This window comes from Pseudomonas sp. LY-1, from assembly GCF_053502595.1.
Genome location: NZ_CP094353.1, coordinates 6,091,984 through 6,109,259, shown reverse-complemented (window position 1 = coordinate 6,109,259; position 17,276 = coordinate 6,091,984). Strand labels below are relative to the sequence as shown.

General features: G+C 61.9%; 16 protein-coding genes. 11 read left to right on the top strand and 5 right to left on the bottom strand.

The window, feature by feature from the left end:
* Positions 1-4: 4 nt before the first annotated feature.
* From mrdA to MOQ67_RS28010, 9 genes are all read left to right on the top strand, one after another.
* Complete coding sequence (gene mrdA, locus MOQ67_RS28050) at positions 5-1,903, top strand: penicillin-binding protein 2 (RefSeq protein WP_017848345.1); 1,899 nt, start codon at positions 5-7, stop codon at positions 1,901-1,903.
* A gap of 31 nt (positions 1,904-1,934) precedes the next feature.
* Entirely contained in the window at positions 1,935-3,038 is a 1,104-nt protein-coding gene (rodA, locus tag MOQ67_RS28045; protein WP_017848344.1) for a rod shape-determining protein RodA, read from the top strand.
* A 17-nt stretch (positions 3,039-3,055) separates the two neighbouring features.
* Complete coding sequence (gene mltB, locus MOQ67_RS28040; protein ID WP_017848343.1) at positions 3,056-4,066, top strand: lytic murein transglycosylase B; 1,011 nt, start codon at positions 3,056-3,058, stop codon at positions 4,064-4,066.
* Positions 4,066-5,064, top strand: coding sequence for a septal ring lytic transglycosylase RlpA family protein (locus tag MOQ67_RS28035; protein ID WP_017848342.1), 999 nt, complete (start codon positions 4,066-4,068; stop codon positions 5,062-5,064). The genes mltB and MOQ67_RS28035 overlap by 1 nt, the downstream gene beginning before the upstream one ends.
* Before the next feature lie 183 nt (positions 5,065-5,247).
* Complete coding sequence (locus MOQ67_RS28030; RefSeq protein ID WP_102616986.1) at positions 5,248-6,405, top strand: D-alanyl-D-alanine carboxypeptidase family protein; 1,158 nt, start codon at positions 5,248-5,250, stop codon at positions 6,403-6,405.
* Between the two features lie 85 nt (positions 6,406-6,490).
* A complete protein-coding gene (locus tag MOQ67_RS28025; protein WP_017848340.1) occupies positions 6,491-6,766 on the top strand; it encodes a DUF493 domain-containing protein in 276 nt (91 codons plus the stop codon).
* The gene (lipB, locus tag MOQ67_RS28020) at positions 6,766-7,413 is read left to right on the top strand and encodes a lipoyl(octanoyl) transferase LipB (RefSeq protein WP_017848339.1); all 648 of its coding nucleotides are present in this window, start codon (positions 6,766-6,768) and stop codon (positions 7,411-7,413) included. The genes MOQ67_RS28025 and lipB overlap by 1 nt, the downstream gene beginning before the upstream one ends.
* 26 nt (positions 7,414-7,439) lie before the next feature.
* The gene (gene lipA / locus MOQ67_RS28015) at positions 7,440-8,441 is read left to right on the top strand and encodes a lipoyl synthase (RefSeq protein WP_162231495.1); all 1,002 of its coding nucleotides are present in this window, start codon (positions 7,440-7,442) and stop codon (positions 8,439-8,441) included.
* Between the two features lie 151 nt (positions 8,442-8,592).
* Positions 8,593-9,525: a S66 peptidase family protein gene (locus MOQ67_RS28010; RefSeq protein ID WP_126588952.1), complete on the top strand. Its 933-nt coding sequence runs from the start codon at positions 8,593-8,595 to the stop codon at positions 9,523-9,525.
* A 128-nt stretch (positions 9,526-9,653) separates the two neighbouring features.
* Here the strand turns inward: MOQ67_RS28010 and MOQ67_RS28005 are convergent, their stop codons facing one another.
* The 5 genes from MOQ67_RS28005 to leuS all read right to left on the bottom strand — a co-directional run bounded on the left by MOQ67_RS28005 (position 9,654) and on the right by leuS (position 15,744).
* The gene (locus MOQ67_RS28005; protein ID WP_046381931.1) at positions 9,654-10,979 is read right to left on the bottom strand and encodes a lytic murein transglycosylase; all 1,326 of its coding nucleotides are present in this window, start codon (positions 10,977-10,979) and stop codon (positions 9,654-9,656) included.
* A 61-nt stretch (positions 10,980-11,040) separates the two neighbouring features.
* Positions 11,041-11,205, bottom strand: coding sequence for an alternative ribosome rescue factor ArfA (gene arfA, locus MOQ67_RS28000; RefSeq protein WP_003176285.1), 165 nt, complete (start codon positions 11,203-11,205; stop codon positions 11,041-11,043).
* A gap of 160 nt (positions 11,206-11,365) precedes the next feature.
* A complete protein-coding gene (gene holA / locus MOQ67_RS27995; protein ID WP_046381932.1) occupies positions 11,366-12,403 on the bottom strand; it encodes a DNA polymerase III subunit delta in 1,038 nt (345 codons plus the stop codon).
* Between the two features lie 39 nt (positions 12,404-12,442).
* Complete coding sequence (locus tag MOQ67_RS27990; protein WP_017848334.1) at positions 12,443-13,048, bottom strand: LPS-assembly lipoprotein LptE; 606 nt, start codon at positions 13,046-13,048, stop codon at positions 12,443-12,445.
* Positions 13,049-13,137: 89 nt separating this feature from the next.
* Entirely contained in the window at positions 13,138-15,744 is a 2,607-nt protein-coding gene (gene leuS, locus MOQ67_RS27985) for a leucine--tRNA ligase (protein WP_046381933.1), read from the bottom strand.
* A gap of 262 nt (positions 15,745-16,006) precedes the next feature.
* Between leuS and MOQ67_RS27980 the strand changes: the two genes are divergently transcribed.
* Positions 16,007-16,324, top strand: a complete 318-nt coding sequence (locus tag MOQ67_RS27980; protein WP_046381934.1) for a hypothetical protein — start codon at positions 16,007-16,009, stop codon at positions 16,322-16,324.
* Positions 16,325-16,431: 107 nt separating this feature from the next.
* Complete coding sequence (locus tag MOQ67_RS27975) at positions 16,432-17,193, top strand: YdcF family protein (protein WP_079444780.1); 762 nt, start codon at positions 16,432-16,434, stop codon at positions 17,191-17,193.
* Positions 17,194-17,276: the final 83 nt, after the last annotated feature.

The following is a 17,276-nucleotide window of genomic DNA, read 5'->3' as shown; positions in this document are numbered from 1 at the left end:
CCCGATGACTCAGCCGATCCGCATCAAGGACCACGAGAAAGACGCACGTCTGGTGCGCTCGCGCGTGGTTTTTGGCGCGATCATGGTAGTGACGTTGATCGGGGTGTTGATCGCGCGCCTGTATTTCCTGCAGGTGATCCAGTACGACTATCACTCCACTCTGTCGGAAAACAACCGGGTGCATGTGCAGCCGATTCCGCCGACCCGTGGCCTGATTTTCGACCGCAACGGCGTGGTGGTCGCGGATAACCGGCCCAGCTTCAGCCTGAGCATGACCCGCGAACGCTCCGGCGACTGGCAGCAGGTTCTCGATGTGATCGTCGACGTGCTGCAACTGACCCCGGAAGACCGGGCGATCTTCGAAAAGCGCATGAAACAGGGGCGTCGGCCGTTCGAGCCGGTGCCGATCCTGTTCGAGCTGACCGAAGAGCAGATCGCCCGGATCGCGGTGAACCAGTTCCGCCTGCCGGGCGTGGAAGTGGTGGCGCAGTTGGTGCGGCATTACCCGCAAGGGCCGCACTTCGCGCACTCCGTCGGTTATATGGGGCGGATCAACGAGAAAGAGCTGAAAAGCCTCGATCCGGTCAATTACAGCGGCACCCACCATATCGGCAAGACCGGCATCGAGCGTTTCTACGAGCCCGAGCTGCACGGCCAGGTGGGTTACGAAGAGGTCGAGACCAACGCCCGCGGCCGCGTGTTGCGGGTGCTCAAGCGTACCGATCCGGTGCCGGGCAAGGACATTGTGCTGAGCCTGGACATCAAGTTGCAGGAAGCGGCCGAGATGGCCCTGGGCGGGCGCCGTGGCGCGGTGGTGGCGCTGGACCCGAGTACCGGCGAAGTCCTGGCCATGGTCAGCCAGCCCAGTTTCGACCCCAACCTGTTCGTGACCGGGATCAGCTTCAAGGCCTACGCCGAGCTGCGCGATTCCATCGACCGGCCGCTGTTCAACCGGGTGTTGCGCGGCCTGTATCCGCCGGGTTCGACGATCAAGCCGGCGGTAGCGATTGCCGGCCTGGACGCGGGCGTGGTCACGGCGTCGAGTCGCGTGTTCGACCCCGGCTACTACATGCTGCCTAATTACGACCACAAATACCGTAACTGGAACCGCACCGGTGACGGCTATGTCGACCTGGACACCGCGATCATGCGGTCCAACGACACCTATTTTTACGACCTGGCCCACAAGCTGGGGATCGATCGCCTATCGGCCTACATGGGCAAGTTCGGGTTGGGTCAGAAAGTCTCCCTGGACATGTTCGAAGAATCCCCAGGCCTGATGCCGTCGCGCGAATGGAAGCGTGCCACCCGCCGCCAGGCGTGGTTCCCCGGCGAGACTCTGATTCTTGGCATCGGCCAGGGCTACATGCAGGCGACACCGCTGCAACTGGCCCAGGCCACGGCGTTGGTGGCCAACAAAGGCGTCTGGAACCGTCCGCACCTGGCCCGCACCATCGAAGGCGAAAAGCCGGTGGATGAAAACCCGATCCCGGACATTGTGCTGCGTGACCCGTCGGACTGGACCAAGGTCAACCACGGCATGCAGCAGGTGATGCACGGCGCCCGGGGCACGGCGCGCAAGGCGGCGATCGGCGCGCAATATCGCATTGCCGGCAAGAGCGGTACGGCCCAGGTGGTTGCGATCAAGCAAGGCGAAAAATATGACCGTTCCAAAGTCCAGGAGCGCCACCGCGACCACGCCCTGTTTGTCGGCTTCGCTCCGGCGGACGACCCGAAGATCGTGGTCGCCGTGATGGTCGAGAACGGCGAGTCCGGTTCGGGCGTCGCCGCGCCGGTGGTCCGTCAAGTGATGGATGCCTGGCTGTTGACCGATGACGGCAAGCTCAAGCCCGAATATGGCGGCCCCCCTTCAAGCACCGAGGTTACGGCCAGTGAAGAGTAATTTTGACCGCATCCTCTCCAGTGAGGATGTGATGCGTCGCCGCGCGACGTTGCTGCAGCGCATGCACATTGATGGCCCGTTGTTGATCCTGCTGCTGACCCTGGCGGCCGGCAGTCTGTTCGTGCTGTATTCGGCCAGCGGCAAGAACTGGGACCTGCTGATCAAGCAAGCGTCGTCGTTCGGCCTGGGCCTGTTGTCGATGGTGGTGATTGCCCAGCTGGAGCCGCGTTTCATGGCGCGCTGGGTGCCGCTGGGGTACGTCGCCGGCGTGTTGTTGCTGGTGGTGGTGGACGTGATGGGCCACAACGCCATGGGCGCGACCCGCTGGATCAACATTCCGGGGGTGATTCGCTTCCAGCCGTCGGAATTCATGAAGATCCTGATGCCGGCGACCATCGCCTGGTACCTGTCCAAGCGCACCTTGCCGCCGCAACTCAAGCATGTGGGGATCAGCCTGATCCTGATCGGCGTGCCGTTCATCCTCATCGTGCGTCAGCCGGATCTCGGTACATCGCTGCTGATCCTGGCGGGCGGTGCGTTCGTGCTGTTCATGGGCGGCTTGCGCTGGCGCTGGATTCTCAGCGTGCTCGCCGCTGCCGTGCCGGTGGCCGTGGCCATGTGGTTCTTCTTTATGCATGACTACCAGAAGCAGCGGATTCTCACGTTCCTCGACCCGGAGAGCGACCCGCTGGGCACGGGCTGGAACATCATCCAGTCGAAGGCGGCCATCGGTTCCGGCGGTGTCTTTGGCAAGGGCTGGCTGATGGGCACCCAGTCGCACCTGGACTTTTTGCCCGAGAGCCATACCGACTTCATTATTGCGGTGATGGGCGAAGAGTTCGGCCTGGTGGGCATTTGCGCGTTGCTGCTGATCTATTTACTGTTGATTGGGCGTGGCCTGGTGATCACCGCGCAGGCGCAGACGTTGTTCGGCAAATTGCTGGCGGGCTCGTTGACCATGACTTTTTTTGTTTACGTTTTCGTCAACATCGGTATGGTCAGTGGCCTCTTGCCGGTGGTTGGGGTGCCGTTGCCGTTCATTAGCTACGGCGGAACTTCGCTGGTGACATTGATGTCAGCGTTTGGGGTTTTGATGTCGATTCACACGCATCGCAAATGGATCGCACAGGTTTGAATAAGGTGAAGATGTCAATGCAAGTATTGCGCGGCTGGGCGACTCGGCATGCGTCCTGGATGAGCCTGATCGGGCTGCTGGGCGCCATGCACGAAGCGCAGGCCGGTGACTACGATGGCTCACCTCAGGTCGCCGAATTCGTCGGTGAGATGACCCGTGACTATGGCTTCGCCGGTGAACAGCTGATGGGCGTGTTCCGCGAGGCCCAGCGCAAGCAGGCGATCCTGGATGCCATCTCCCGCCCGGCCGAGCGCGTGAAGCAGTGGAAGGACTATCGCCCGATGTTCCTGACCGACGCCCGCGTGGCCCGGGGCGTGGACTTCTGGCGCCAGCACGAAGCCGCGCTGGCCCGTGCCGAGCAGGAATACGGCGTGCCTGCCCAGGTGATTGTCGCGATCATTGGCATTGAAACCTTCTACGGGCGCAACACTGGCGGTTACCGGGTGATCGATGCCTTGTCGACCTTGAGCTTCGATTACCCGCCCCGCGCTGAATTCTTCCGTAAGGAACTGCGTGAATTCCTGCTGCTGGCCCGCGAAGAGCAGGTCGACCCGCTGACCCTCAAAGGCTCCTACGCCGGTGCGATGGGCTTGCCGCAGTTCATGCCGAGCAGTTTTCGCGCCTACGCGGTGGATTTTGACGGCGATGGCCATATCAATATCTGGAGCAACCCGGACGATGCCATCGGCAGCGTGGCCAGCTACTTCAAGCGCCATGGCTGGGTGAGCGGCGAACCGGTCGTCAGCCGTGCCGACGTGAGCGGCGAGCGCGCCGATGAAGGCCTGACCCAGGGCATCGAGCCGGCCAAGACGGTCGGGGAGTTGCGGGCGCTGGGCTGGTCAAGTCATGATGCGCTGCGCGATGATATGCCGGTCACGGCTTTCCGCCTGGAAGGCGAAAACGGCCCTGAATACTGGATGGGCCTGAAGAATTTCTACGCAATCACGCGTTATAACCGCAGTGTGATGTACGCCATGGCTGTGCATCAACTGTCTGACATGCTGGTCCAAGCACGGGGCAACAAGTAATGCGGGCATCGCCGTTGAAAAAACCGCTCAAGCTGGTGGCGTTTGCCGCGTTGTCCTTGCTGGTTGTCAGTTGCTCCACCAGCCGCGCGCCGACGCAAAAGTCCGGCGGCACCGCTATTCGTTCCCAGCCGGGCCTGGACATCAACCGCGCGCATAAAGACGGTGCGCCGTGGTGGGACGTCGACGTGTCGAAAATCCCGGATGCCACGCCGACCCTGCACACCGGTCCGTACAAGGCCAACCCCTATACCGTGCTGGGCAAGAGCTACTTCCCGCTGCAGGACTCCAAGACCTACGTGCAGTCGGGCACGGCGTCGTGGTACGGGACCAAGTTCCATGGCCAGAACACCGCCAATGGCGAGGTCTACGACCTGTATGGCATGAGCGCGGCCCACAAGACCCTGCCGCTGCCCAGCTATGTGCGCGTGACCAACCTGGACAACAACCGCACGGTGATCCTGCGGGTCAACGATCGCGGGCCGTTCTATTCGGACCGGATCATCGACTTGTCCTACGCCGCCGCGAAGAAACTCGGTTATGCCGAAACCGGTACCGCGCGGGTCAAGGTCGAAGGGATCGACCCCGCGCAATACTGGGCCCAGCGTGGCAAACCGGCACCGTTGATGCTCAACGAGCCGCAGGCCGCGCAACCGCAAGTCACAGCCTCGACCGGCAAGATCGAGCAGTGGACGCCACCCGCGCAACAGCACGCGCCCGACACGGTCGTGGTGCCTCGCGCCGCGCCGGGTGCTTCGGCTGCCGGTGGGCAATACCTGCAGGTGGGCGCTTTCGCCAACCCGGATGCGGCAGAGCTGTTAAGGTCCAAGCTGAGCAGTATGGTCAATGCGCCGGTCTTCATCAGTTCCATCGTGCGTAATCAACAGACCCTGCACCGTGTGCGTATGGGCCCGATCGGTTCGCCGAGCGAGGTCGCGCAAGTGCAGAACAGCGTGCGCCTGGCCAACCTGGGGCAACCCAGCGTGGTCAGCGCCGAATAAACCGTAAAGGATTGATGGTTCAGGTCCGTGCGCGGCCCTGGGCCCTGGTTGTTGGCTCGTTGAACAATAAAACCCAGGGGCAAGGGGTGAGCACGCAACCGAACACGCGACAGACCGGTAACGGGCTGTCTGAATAAGTTTTGCCCGCGAGGGCAAGTTTCCATACGTAATTTCGAGAGACGGATGAACATCATCACCTTAGCCAAACGCACGTGCCTGCTTATCTCGCTGATCATCACCCCGGCCGCCTGGGCGGTTGAAATGGTGCCGGCTTCACCGCAACTGGCCGCCAAGGCCTGGGTCCTCATGGATGCCGCCAGTGGCAACGTGCTGGTGGAAAACAACGGTGACCAGCGCCTGCCGCCTGCCAGCTTGACCAAGCTGATGACAGCCTATATCGCGACCCTGGAAATCCGTCGCGGCCAGATCGGCGAAAACGACCCGGTGACCGTCAGCGAAAACGCCTGGCGCACCGGTGGTTCGCGGATGTTCATCAAGGTCGGCTCGCAGGTGACGGTCAGCGACCTGCTGCACGGCATCATCATCCAGTCGGGTAACGACGCCAGCGTCGCCCTGGCCGAGCACATCGCCGGCAGCGAAGACGCGTTCGCCGACATGATGAACAAAACCGTGGCCGACCTGGGCATGACCAACAGCCACTTCATGAACCCGACCGGTCTGCCGAACCCAGAGCACTACTCGTCGGCTCACGACATGGCGATCCTGGCGCGCGCGATCATTCGTGTCGACCCGGTCCACTACGCGATCTACTCCCAGAAGGAATTCTTCTGGAACAACATCAAGCAGCCTAACCGCAACCTGTTGCTGTGGCGCGACAAGACCGTCGACGGTCTGAAAACCGGCCACACCGAAGAAGCCGGCTATTGCATGGTGTCGTCCGCCGTGCGTGATGGCCAGCGCCTGATCGCCGTGGTCTTCGGCACCAACAGCGAGCAGGCCCGTGCGGCCGAGACGCAAAAACTGCTGACCTACGGTTTCCGCTTCTTCGAAACCCAGACCTTCTATCAGAAGGGTGCTGAACTGGCGACCGCGCCGGTATGGAAAGGCGCGACCTCGCAAGTCAAGGCCGGCCTGGCTGAAGACCTGACCCTGACCATGCCTAAAGGCCAGCTGAAAAAGCTCGCGGCCAGCATGACCATGAACCCGCACCTGGTTGCGCCAATCGCCAAGGGCGACGTGATCGGCAAGGTCGAAGTGAAGCTGGACGATAAAGTGGTACACAGTGCCGACCTGATCGCCCTGGATGCCGTCGACGAGGGTGGTATCTTCCGCCGCGTGTGGGATAGCATCCGCCTGTTCTTCTACAGCTTGTTCAACTGATAAGTGTGCACCTGCAAAGCCCCGTGTTGATCCGACGCGGGGCTTTGCCCGTCGCCACGGCTTACGCTTACGAGGCCGTTACGCCATGACCGATAAAGAAGTAAAGGCGCCAAAGATCGAATTCCCGGTGACGGATTATCCCGTCAAGGTGATCAGCGATACCGGTGTGGGCAACAAGGACAAGATTCTCGACATCGTGCGTAAACACGCGACGATCAACGACAACCGTGTGGATGAACGTTCGAGCACCAACGGTAAGTACACCACGATCCAGTTGCACATCGTTGCGACCGGTCAAGACCAGCTTTACGACATCAACAGCGAACTGCGGGCCACCGGCTTCGTACATATGGTGCTGTGATGCCACAGGTCCTGGGCTTTCGCGAGCTCGGCCGGATGGACTACGAGCCCGTCTGGCACGCGATGCAGCGCTTCACCAACGAGCGCGGCACCTCGGCACCCGATGAGATCTGGCTGGTGGAACACCCGCCGGTGTTCACCCAGGGCCAGGCCGGCAAGGCCGAGCATCTGCTACTTCCGGGTGATATTCCGGTGGTGCAGGTCGACCGAGGGGGTCAAGTGACTTACCATGGGCCCGGTCAACTGGTGGCGTATCTGCTGCTGGATGTGCGCAAGCTGGGGTTTGGCGTGCGCGACCTGGTGAACCGTATGGAGGCTTGCCTGATCGAGCTGTTGGCCAGTTACGGCGTGAGCGCCGTGGCCAAGCCCGATGCACCCGGTGTGTATGTGGATGGTGCGAAAATCGCTTCCCTGGGGCTGCGCATTCGCCACGGTTGTTCGTTTCATGGCCTGGCGTTGAACGTGGACATGGACCTGGCGCCGTTCCGGCGCATCAACCCGTGCGGTTATGCCGGGTTGGCGATGACCCAGTTGAGCGACCACGCCACACCGATTAAATTTGCCGAGGTAAGTACCCGGCTGCGTGCGCAGCTCGTCAAACACCTCGACTATGCTGAGCAGACGACCCTTACGGGCGGAATCGACTGATTATGACTACTGATGCAGTGCAAACCATGATCCCGACGCTGGACGTCACCGAACGTCCGGCCCAGGCCCCGCGTGCCAAGGTGGAAGCCGGCGTCAAGCTGCGCGGCGCCGAGAAGGTTGCACGCATCCCGGTCAAGATCATCCCGACCACCGAACTGCCGAAAAAACCTGACTGGATTCGCGTGCGTATCCCGGTTTCGCCGGAAGTCGACCGTATCAAGGCGTTGCTGCGCAAGCACAAGCTGCACAGCGTGTGCGAAGAAGCGTCCTGCCCGAACTTGGGCGAATGCTTCTCCGGCGGCACTGCCACGTTCATGATCATGGGTGACATCTGCACCCGTCGTTGCCCGTTCTGCGACGTCGGCCACGGCCGGCCGAAGCCGCTGGACGTCAACGAGCCGGAAAGCCTGGCCATCGCCATCGCCGACCTGAAACTCAAGTACGTGGTGATCACCTCCGTCGACCGTGACGACCTGCGTGACGGCGGTGCCCAGCACTTTGCCGACTGCATCCGCGAAATCCGCAAGCTGTCGCCGGACGTGATGCTCGAAACCCTGGTGCCGGACTACCGTGGCCGCATGGACGTCGCGCTGGAAATCACCGCCGCCGAGCCGCCGGATGTGTTCAACCACAATCTGGAAACCGTGCCACGCCTGTACAAGGCGGCGCGTCCAGGTTCGGACTACCAGTGGTCGCTGACCCTGCTGCAGAAATTCAAGCAGATGATGCCGCACATCCCGACCAAATCCGGCCTGATGCTCGGCCTGGGCGAAACCGACGAGGAAGTGATCGAAGTCATGCAGCGCATGCGTGAGCACGACATCGACATGCTGACCCTCGGCCAATACCTGCAACCATCGCGAAGCCACTTGCCGGTACAGCGTTTCGTTCACCCGGACACCTTCGCCTGGTTCGCCGAGGAAGGTTACAAGATGGGCTTCAAGAACGTCGCGTCGGGCCCGCTGGTACGTTCCTCGTACCACGCCGATGAGCAGGCCAAGCTGGTCAAGGCTAGCCTGATTTCGTAATACAGATCTGCGCAACACCGCAGATCCAATGTGGGAGGGGGCTTGCCCCCGATGGCAGTGTGTCAGTCGCTACAGGTACTGGCTGATTCAGCGCTATCGGGGGCAAGCCTCCTCCCACATTTCGTTCCGCGTCATATAGGGAGAATCAGGGATGACCAGTCGACTAGCCGCCGCCGTACCTGCATTGCGTTCTGAAGCCACCATCGGCCTGATCGCACCCGCCGGCCCTGCCGCGCTGGACGTGGAAAAAGCCGGGCAATGGATGCGCGCCCGTGGCTATGAGCTACGCATCTTCCCCGGAGTATATGAACGCGACGGCTACCTGGCCGGCAGCGATGACGTGCGCTTGCGCGACCTGCACGCCGCCTTCGCCAACCCTGATATCGATGCGATTTTCTGCCTGCGCGGCGGCTACGGCACGCCCCGCCTGCTGGACCGCCTGGACTTCGACCTGCTGCGCGCCAACCCCAAGCCTTTTGTGGGTTACAGCGACTTGACCGCTCTGCACCTGGCAATCAACCGCTATGCCGGTTTTGTGACCTTCCACGGCCCGATGCTGAATGCCGACCTGCTCGGCGACAAGCAGCCCCCCACCGAGTCGTCGTTGTTCAACATGCTGCGTGGCCAGGTGGGTGCAGGCAGCGTGCTGGCGCACCCGGTGGCCTACCCATTGACCACGATCGAGCCCGGTATCGCCTGTGGGCGCTTGCTCGGCGGCAACCTGTCGATGATCGCGGCCATGATGGGGACGTCCTACGAAATCGATGCCGAGGGCATCATCCTGTTTATCGAAGACGTCAACGAGCCGATCTACCGCATCGACCGCTTGCTGACGCATCTGCGCCTGACCGGCAAGCTGGCTCAGGTAGCGGGTGTGTTGGTGGGGGACGTGGCGGGGGTGGATAGCGCCGGGCTGGAGCGGCTGCTGAAGCAGACCTTCGAACCGCTGTGCATTCCGGTGCTGTCTGGCTGGCGCAGTGGGCATTGCGATCCGAACCTGACGCTGCCGATGGGCGCGCGGGTGCGGTTGGATGCGGGGGAGCAGCGGGTGGTGTTGGAGCAGGATGTGGTGTTCAACCGCTGAATCTGTGGTCTGCTAAACCGCTATCGGGAGCAAGCTCCCTCCCACATTTGACTGCATTTCAAAGGATGTACGCGGTCAAAATGTGGGAGGGGGCTTGCCCCCGATAGCGGTAGTCGCCATAAGCCGATCTAACGGTTCTGCAACGACTCCAGCAATTTCACCGTCGGATAACCATCCGCCGGCCAGCCCAGTGACTGTTGCGCCGCGCGGATCGCCTTGCGCGTGTTGGCGCCGATAATCCCGTCCGGGTTGCCCGCGTCATAGCCATTGCTGCTGAGTACGGTCTGCAGGTCAATGCGCTGGGAACGACTCAGCGGCAGTTCATCTTTCGGCCAATCGCCACGAATCACACCACTTCCGCCGAACCGTTCCGACAGCAGGCCCACGGCCAGTGCGTAGGACGACGAGTTGTTGTACTTGAGGATTGCGCGGAAGTTATCCAGCACCAGGAACGCCGGGCCACGGTAACCCGCTGGCAGCAGCAGGGCGGCGGAGAGCTGGTCGACATTAGGCGGCATGCTCGCTCCCGGTGGCAGCTGGATGCCCAGCTTCAGCCAGTCGGCGACGGTCTTGCGCACGCCACCGTCGGCCAGGGTGTAATCGAAGTTGGCCGGCAGTTGTTTGACTTCGAAACCCCACGGCTGGCCTTTCTGCCAGCCGGAGCTTTGCAGGTAATGCGCGGTGGAGGCCAGGGCGTCGGCCGGGCTGTTCCAGATGTCGCGGCGACCGTCGCCGTCGAAGTCCACGGCGTGGGTGTTGTAGGTGGTCGGGATGAACTGGGTCTGGCCCATGGCGCCGGCCCACGAACCGCGCATCTGGTCGGCCTGGATATCGCCGTGCTGGATGATTTGCAGCGCCGCAAGCAATTGCGCCTGGGCAAAGGCCGGGCGCCGGCCTTCGTAGGCCAGGGTCGCGAGGGAACGGATCACCGAGTTATTGCCCTGGAACTGACCGAAGTTACTTTCCATGCCCCACACCGAGACCAGCGCCTGGCGGTCGACGCCATAACGTTGCTCGATGCTTTGCAGGATGTCGGCGTACTTGACCAATAGTGCCTGGCCATTACGCACGCGTACTGGCGACAGGGCGCCGTCGAGGTATTCCCACACCGGGCGGGAAAATTCCGGTTGGCTGCGGTCGGCGCGGATCACCGCCATGTCCGGGGTGACGTTGGCGAAGGCGATATCAAACACGGCTGGGGTAATGCCGGCCTTCAAGGCTTGCGCACGGAAACCGGCCTGCCATTCGGCAAAGGTCTGGGTGGGCTGGATGTCCAGGTTATCCACAGCCAGCGGGGCCACGACAGCGGGCGCTACGACCGGTGCGGTCGACAGTGTCGGCAAGGGTTGAGCATCTGCGGCGGTAGGTTTTTCCGCGCAGGCGACAAGCAGAATGAGGCTGGAGGCAGCGATCAATTGGCGAAGGTGCCAACGACGGGAAAGACTAGAGGGCATGCACAGGTCCAGGGATTACAAATCAAGTGCTGACCTTATCATGCCGGAGGGGCGCTTGCCTTCAGGCGGCCAGAAAGTAAGAAGCCTCCCAGCTATTAGACTGGAAGGCTTCGCGGCGGTAGCTGCCTTTGCCCTTGCCGGCGCGTTCCTGACGGCTGCGGAACAGTGGCTGGGCGATGATGGATTTGGCCTTGTTGGGGCCATGCTTAGATGGCTTTTTGCTCATGGTCGTTACTCTCTTCAGGTGGGATGCAGCGGTGCAAATCATCTGCCGAAGTCTGGCCGCTGTAAAGCCCGACAAGTTTTTTGAAATACAAATGCAGCCAACATGTGGGAGGGGGGTTGCCCCGTCCCGCATTGGTTTTGCGGTGTTTTTAAGCGGGGGGTTATTCGGCAGGTAATGTCAGGCGCTGGCCAGACATCAGCAGTGACAAACGGCTCAGGCTCATCCACGGCGAACCCGCCGCCTGGCCCTTGATTTGCGCATCGATGCGCTGGGCTTCGAGCAACAGTTGCGCCCAGCGTTGCGCCGAGTGCCGCTGCAGGGCTTTGCTCATCAGCGGTTTGCGCTTGTCCCAGACCGGCGGTCTGGCTTGGCTGAAGCATTTGTCCAACGGCGTGCCCTGGCTGTATTGCAGCGCAATATTGGCCAGTACCCGCAACTCGCGAGCCAGCGCCCAGAGAATCACCGGCGGTTCCACGCCTTCACCGCGCAACCCTTCGAGCATGCGCAGGGCGTGCGCAGGCTCGCCGTTGAGGATGGCGTCCACCAGCCCGAACACGTCAAAGCGCGCGCTGTCAGCCACCGCGCCTTGCACGGTTTCGACGGTGATCTGCCCGTCTTCGGCCATCAGCTTGAGCTTTTCGATCTCTTGGGCGGCGGCGAGCAGGTTGCCTTCGACCCGGGCGGCGATCAGTTCCACGGCGTCCTGCGTGGCCGACAGCCCCGATTGGGACAGGCGCTGACGAATCCACTGCGGCAACTGATTGCTGTCCACCGGCCAGATCTGGATGAACTGGGTCTGTGCCCCTTCCACCAGCGCTTTGCCCCACTTGGTTTTCTGCGCGCTGCCGTCGAGCTTGGGCAGGCTGATCAGCAACACCGTGTCTTCGGCAGGCCGCGAACAGTACTCGATGAAGGCCGCCGCGCCCTTGTCGCCGGGCTTGCCCGACGGCAGGCGCAGTTCCAGCAGGCGTTTTTCGGCAAACAGCGACATGCTCGCGCCGGCTTGCAGCAGCGTGCCCCAGTCGAAACTGGCGTCGGCGCTGAACACCTGGCGTTCGTCGAAGCCTTGCTGGCGCGCGGCGGTGCGAATGGCGTCTGCCGCTTCCTGGCACAGCAACGGGTCATCGCCGCTGACGATATAGACAGGCGCGAGAGCACCTTGCAGGTGTTTGGCGAGTTGGGCGGGGGCGAGTTTCATAGGCGCGATGAACGGGGCGCCTGGGGCGCCCCGTCTGGCTTAGTCTACAGGGACTTCAACAGGCGATTGTTTCGGCGTGTTGTTTTCGTACTCTTGCGCGGCTTTCAGGGCGTCGGCGTCAGCCTTGGCCTTGTTGTCGGCGGTCTGTTGCAGCAGTTCCAGTTTTTCCGGCGTCAGCTGTTGCAGGCGCAGCATCACGCGTTGGACCAGCTCACGACGCATTTCTTTGCGCACCTGGGTCATTTCCGAGTCCGAGCCCACCAGGTTGTTGCCATCGTGGCTCACGACCTTTTGCACTTCGATTTTGTCACCCATCAACGGCAGATGGTCGCGGCCCTGCATTTCAAACGTCAACGAAGTGATCAGCTCGATATCGGACGCACGGCCGGCGCTGGCGTAGCTGAGGTTACGCTGGGTTTCTTTCTCGTCGGCCAGGAACAGCTTGTAGGTCGCGCCGGTGTAGACGTGTACGCCACTGTTTTTCAGGGTGTCGCGCAGTTGCACAACGGTTTCGCCGTAGGCGTTGCGGGCGCTGACGTCCAATTCCTTGATGGTCAGTTCATTGGTGCCGGTACCGCGCAGCTGGAAGCCGCAAGCGCTCAGCAGCACAGCAAGGCCCATCACCAGCAAATTGCGTTTGATCATTTTATTGCTCCCCTTGAAACCATGCGGGCCTTATCGAGGCCCTGAAGGTTTAGTTCGGCGCAGCGCTCAAGCCCTGCGCCCGATCCGATTTAGCTGGCGACGATATTGACCAGTTTACCCGGCACGACGATCACTTTGCGGATCGTCAGGCCTTCGGTAAAGCGCAGCACGTTCTCGTTGCAGCGCGCGGCCGCTTCGACGTCTTCGCGGCTGGCGCTGGCCGGCATGTCGATCTGGCCACGCAGTTTGCCGTTGACCTGAATTACCAGTTGCAGCGTGTCCTGAACCAGCGCGCTGTCATCCTGCACCGGCCAGCGGGCGTCAATGACGGCTTCGCTGTGGCCCAGGCGGTGCCACAGTTCGTGGCTGATGTGCGGCGTGATCGGGGCCAGCAGCAAGGTGACCGTCTCGAGGCCTTCGTGAACCAGCGCACGCTCCTGTTCGGTGGCTTGCGGGGCTTTTTCCAGCACGTTCATCAGTGTCATCACCTGGGCGATGGCGGTGTTGAACTTGTGGTTCTGGCCCACATCCTGGCTGGCTTGCTTGATGGCCAGGTGGGTGCTGCGGCGAATGGCTTTCTGCTCGTCGCTCAAGGCGGCCACATCCAGCTTGCCCGGCAGGCCCTGGCTGACATGGGCATGGGCCAGGCGCCAGACGCGCTTGAGGAAACGGTGCGAACCTTCGACGCCGGAGTCGGACCATTCGGCGCTCATGTCAGGCGGCGAGGCGAACATCATGAACAGGCGGCAGGTGTCGGCGCCGAACTGGTCGATCATCGACTGTGGGTCGACGCCGTTGTTCTTCGACTTGGCCATTTTCTCGGTGCCACCGATTTCCACCGGCAGGCCGTCGGCGATCAGCTTGGCACTGATGACCTTGGCTTTGCTGTCGCGCTCGAGCTCGACATCCGCCGGGTTGAACCAGGTGTAGCTGCCATTGGCTTCGCGACGGTAATACGTCTCGGCGATCACCATGCCCTGGGTCAGCAGGTTCTTGAACGGCTCGTTGGAGCTGACCAGGCCTTCGTCGCGCATCAGCTTGTGGAAGAAGCGCGCGTACAGCAGGTGAAGAATGGCGTGTTCGATACCGCCGATGTACTGATCCACCGGCAACCAGTGGTCGGCCGCCGATTTCTCGACCAGGCCACCCTCGTAGTGTGGCGAGGCATAACGGGCGTAGTACCACGAGGACTCGACGAAAGTGTCCATGGTGTCGGTTTCGCGCTTGGCTGGCTGGCCGCATTTCGGGCAGCTGCACTCGTAGAACTCAGGCATGCGCGCCAAAGGCGAACCGGCGCCGTCCGGCACCACGTCTTCCGGCAGGACCACCGGCAACTGGTCTTCCGGCACCGGCACGTCACCGCAGGTTTCGCAGTGGATGATCGGGATCGGGCAGCCCCAGTAACGCTGGCGGCTGATGCCCCAGTCGCGCAGGCGGAACTGGGTGCGCGAGGCACCGAGGTTTTTCTTGATCAGCGCGACTTCGATGGCGTCGAAAGCACCGGCGAAGTCCAGGCCGTCGAACTCGCCGGAGTTGATCAGTTCACCGTGCTCGCCGTAGGCGTCTTGCCACGGGGCCGGGTTGGTGTCGCCCGAGCTGGTGCGTACCACGGATTTGATCGGCAGGTTGTACTGGGTGGCGAATTCGAAATCGCGTTCGTCGTGGGCCGGCACAGCCATTACTGCGCCATCGCCGTAGTGCATCAGCACGTAGTTGGCGACCCATACCGGCAATTTTTCGCCGGTCAGCGGGTGCTCGACGAACAGCCCGGTCGGCAGGCCTTTTTTCTCCTGGGTGGCGACGTCGGCTTCCGCCACGCTGCCGCCTTTGCATTCGGCGATGAACGCCTGCAGCTCAGGGTTGTTCTGTGCGGCCTGGCTGGCCAGCGGGTGTTCCGCGGCCACGGCGACGTAAGTCGCGCCCATCAGGGTGTCCGGACGGGTGGTGAAGACTTTGAGGGTGCCCGCTTCGCCGATCGAATCGACGTTGTACGGGAACTGCACTTCCATGCCCTTGGACTTGCCGATCCAGTTGCGTTGCATGGTCTTGACCTGTTCAGGCCAGCCCGGCAGGTCGTCGAGGCTCGACAAGAGTTCATCCGCGTAGGCGGTGATCTTGAAGTAGTACATCGGGATTTCGCGTTTTTCGATCAGCGCGCCGGAACGCCAGCCGCGACCGTCGATCACCTGCTCGTTGGCGAGCACGGTCTGGTCGACCGGGTCCCAGTTCACGGTACCGTTCTTGCGGTAGATCACGCCTTTTTCGAACAGGCGGGTGAACAGCCATTGTTCCCAGCGATAGTAGTCCGGCTTGCAGGTGGTCACTTCGCGGGACCAGTCCACCGCCAGGCCCAGGCTGCGCAGCTGGGTCTTCATGTAGGCGATGTTTTCGTAGGTCCACTTGGCGGGCGCTACGTTGTTCTTCATCGCGGCGTTTTCCGCCGGCATGCCGAAGGCGTCCCAACCCATGGGTTGCAGGACATTCTTGCCTTGCATGCGCTGGTAACGGGAAATCACGTCGCCGATGGTGTAGTTACGCACGTGCCCCATGTGTAGCTTGCCGCTGGGGTAAGGGAACATCGATAGGCAATAGAACGTCTCCTTGCCCGGCTGTTCACTGACTTCAAAGGACTTTTGCTCGTCCCAGAAGGTTTGGGCGGCATTTTCTATTTCACGGGGCTGATATTGTTCGTGCATGGCTACTTTTGAACTGAATAGGGGTGGCCTAATCCTCTTCGGTGCATTGTCCGAGCTGGCCGACACCATAAAGCGCCGCGTCCGTGCCCAAACCCTGCGGGAAGTGGAGTTACAGGAAGCGCCGTAGCATACATGACCCCACTCTATCGAGGGAAACCCTGATTGCGCGGTCGAGGCCGTCTGTCGCGGCGCCGGGCAGGCGCAGCCATGGGGGCTACGCTGTTTATTGGGGAGTGAGTCTTATCTTCAATGAGGTGAGGGGATGGTGGAATCGCAGCGAATGTTATCTAAACCGGATGTGTACCAAGGACTCATCGACCGTTTGGGTCGTGCATTGGATGCAGCAAGTACGGCGGGTCGATTGCGTGATGAGCAGCCCGTCGAGTTGGAACTGCGAGGCTTGAGCCACGCGGAGCTGGAACTGATCAAGGCTTACCTGGCAAGGAACGAACGTTCGGCTTTTACCGGCGTGGCGAGCACGCCGCCCAACGAGCCCGTGCGGTCGGCCAAGGTGGTGTGGCTCAAGGATGTGTCAGCCGCTCGCGGTCCGGAAAAACATCGGTCCGTGCGGTTCAAGTAATACATGCCCCTTAGTTTCCTGATCATCGCTGACTCTGCTTCGTTCTTGTAAAGATTGTCGCTAAACCCCGTTACACCTTAGGCTTCGGGCATCTATGGAGATGCTCGATGCCTATTCGTTATTTCATCAAACAACTGCTGTTGCCGCCCGGCATTCTCTTGCTGTTGCTGGCCCTTGCCTGGTGGTTTCGCCGCAGCCGCCCGCGCCTGGCCGGCTGCTGCTTTGCCCTCGGCCTGGGCGGGATGTGGCTGATGAGCCTGCCGATCATGGTGCAGTGGGGAGCGCGCGCCCTGGAGACGGCGCCGCCGTTGGCCCGGGAGGACTGGTCGAGCCTGGCCCGGCGCGCCGATGCCATTGTGGTGCTGGGTTCGGGGCGCGAGCGTGGCGACCCGGCCTGGGGTTCGGACCAGCCAACCGGCATCGGGCTGGAGCGTCAGCGCTACGCCGCGCGATTGGCCAAGGCCTCCGGGCTGCCGGTGCTGACCAGCGGCGGTTTGCATTACGGCACACCGCCCAGCGAAGCTGAGTTGATGGCGGTATCGATGCGGGACGACTTCGATGTGGCGGTGCGCTGGAAGGAAGAGCGCAGCCGCACCACCTGGGAAAATGCGCAGATGAGTGCCGAGATTCTGTTGCCCGAAGGGATCAAGCGCGTCGTGGTGGTGACCCAGGCCTGGCATATGCCGCGTGCGGTCTGGAGCTTTGAAAAAGCCGGTTTCAGCGTGGTGCCGGCGCCGGTCGGCTTCCTCGGCGAGGATAACGCGCGGCCGCTGGGTGGTTGGATGCCGGAGTTCAAGTCGGTGTGGCAGAGCGGGCAGTTGCTCAATGAGGCGGTGGGGCAGGTGGGGTATCGGTTGTTCTACCGATAGCACCGCAAATCAAAATGTGGGAGGGGGCTTGCCCCCGATTGCGGTGTATCAGTATCAAATCTACTGACTGACACACTGCTATC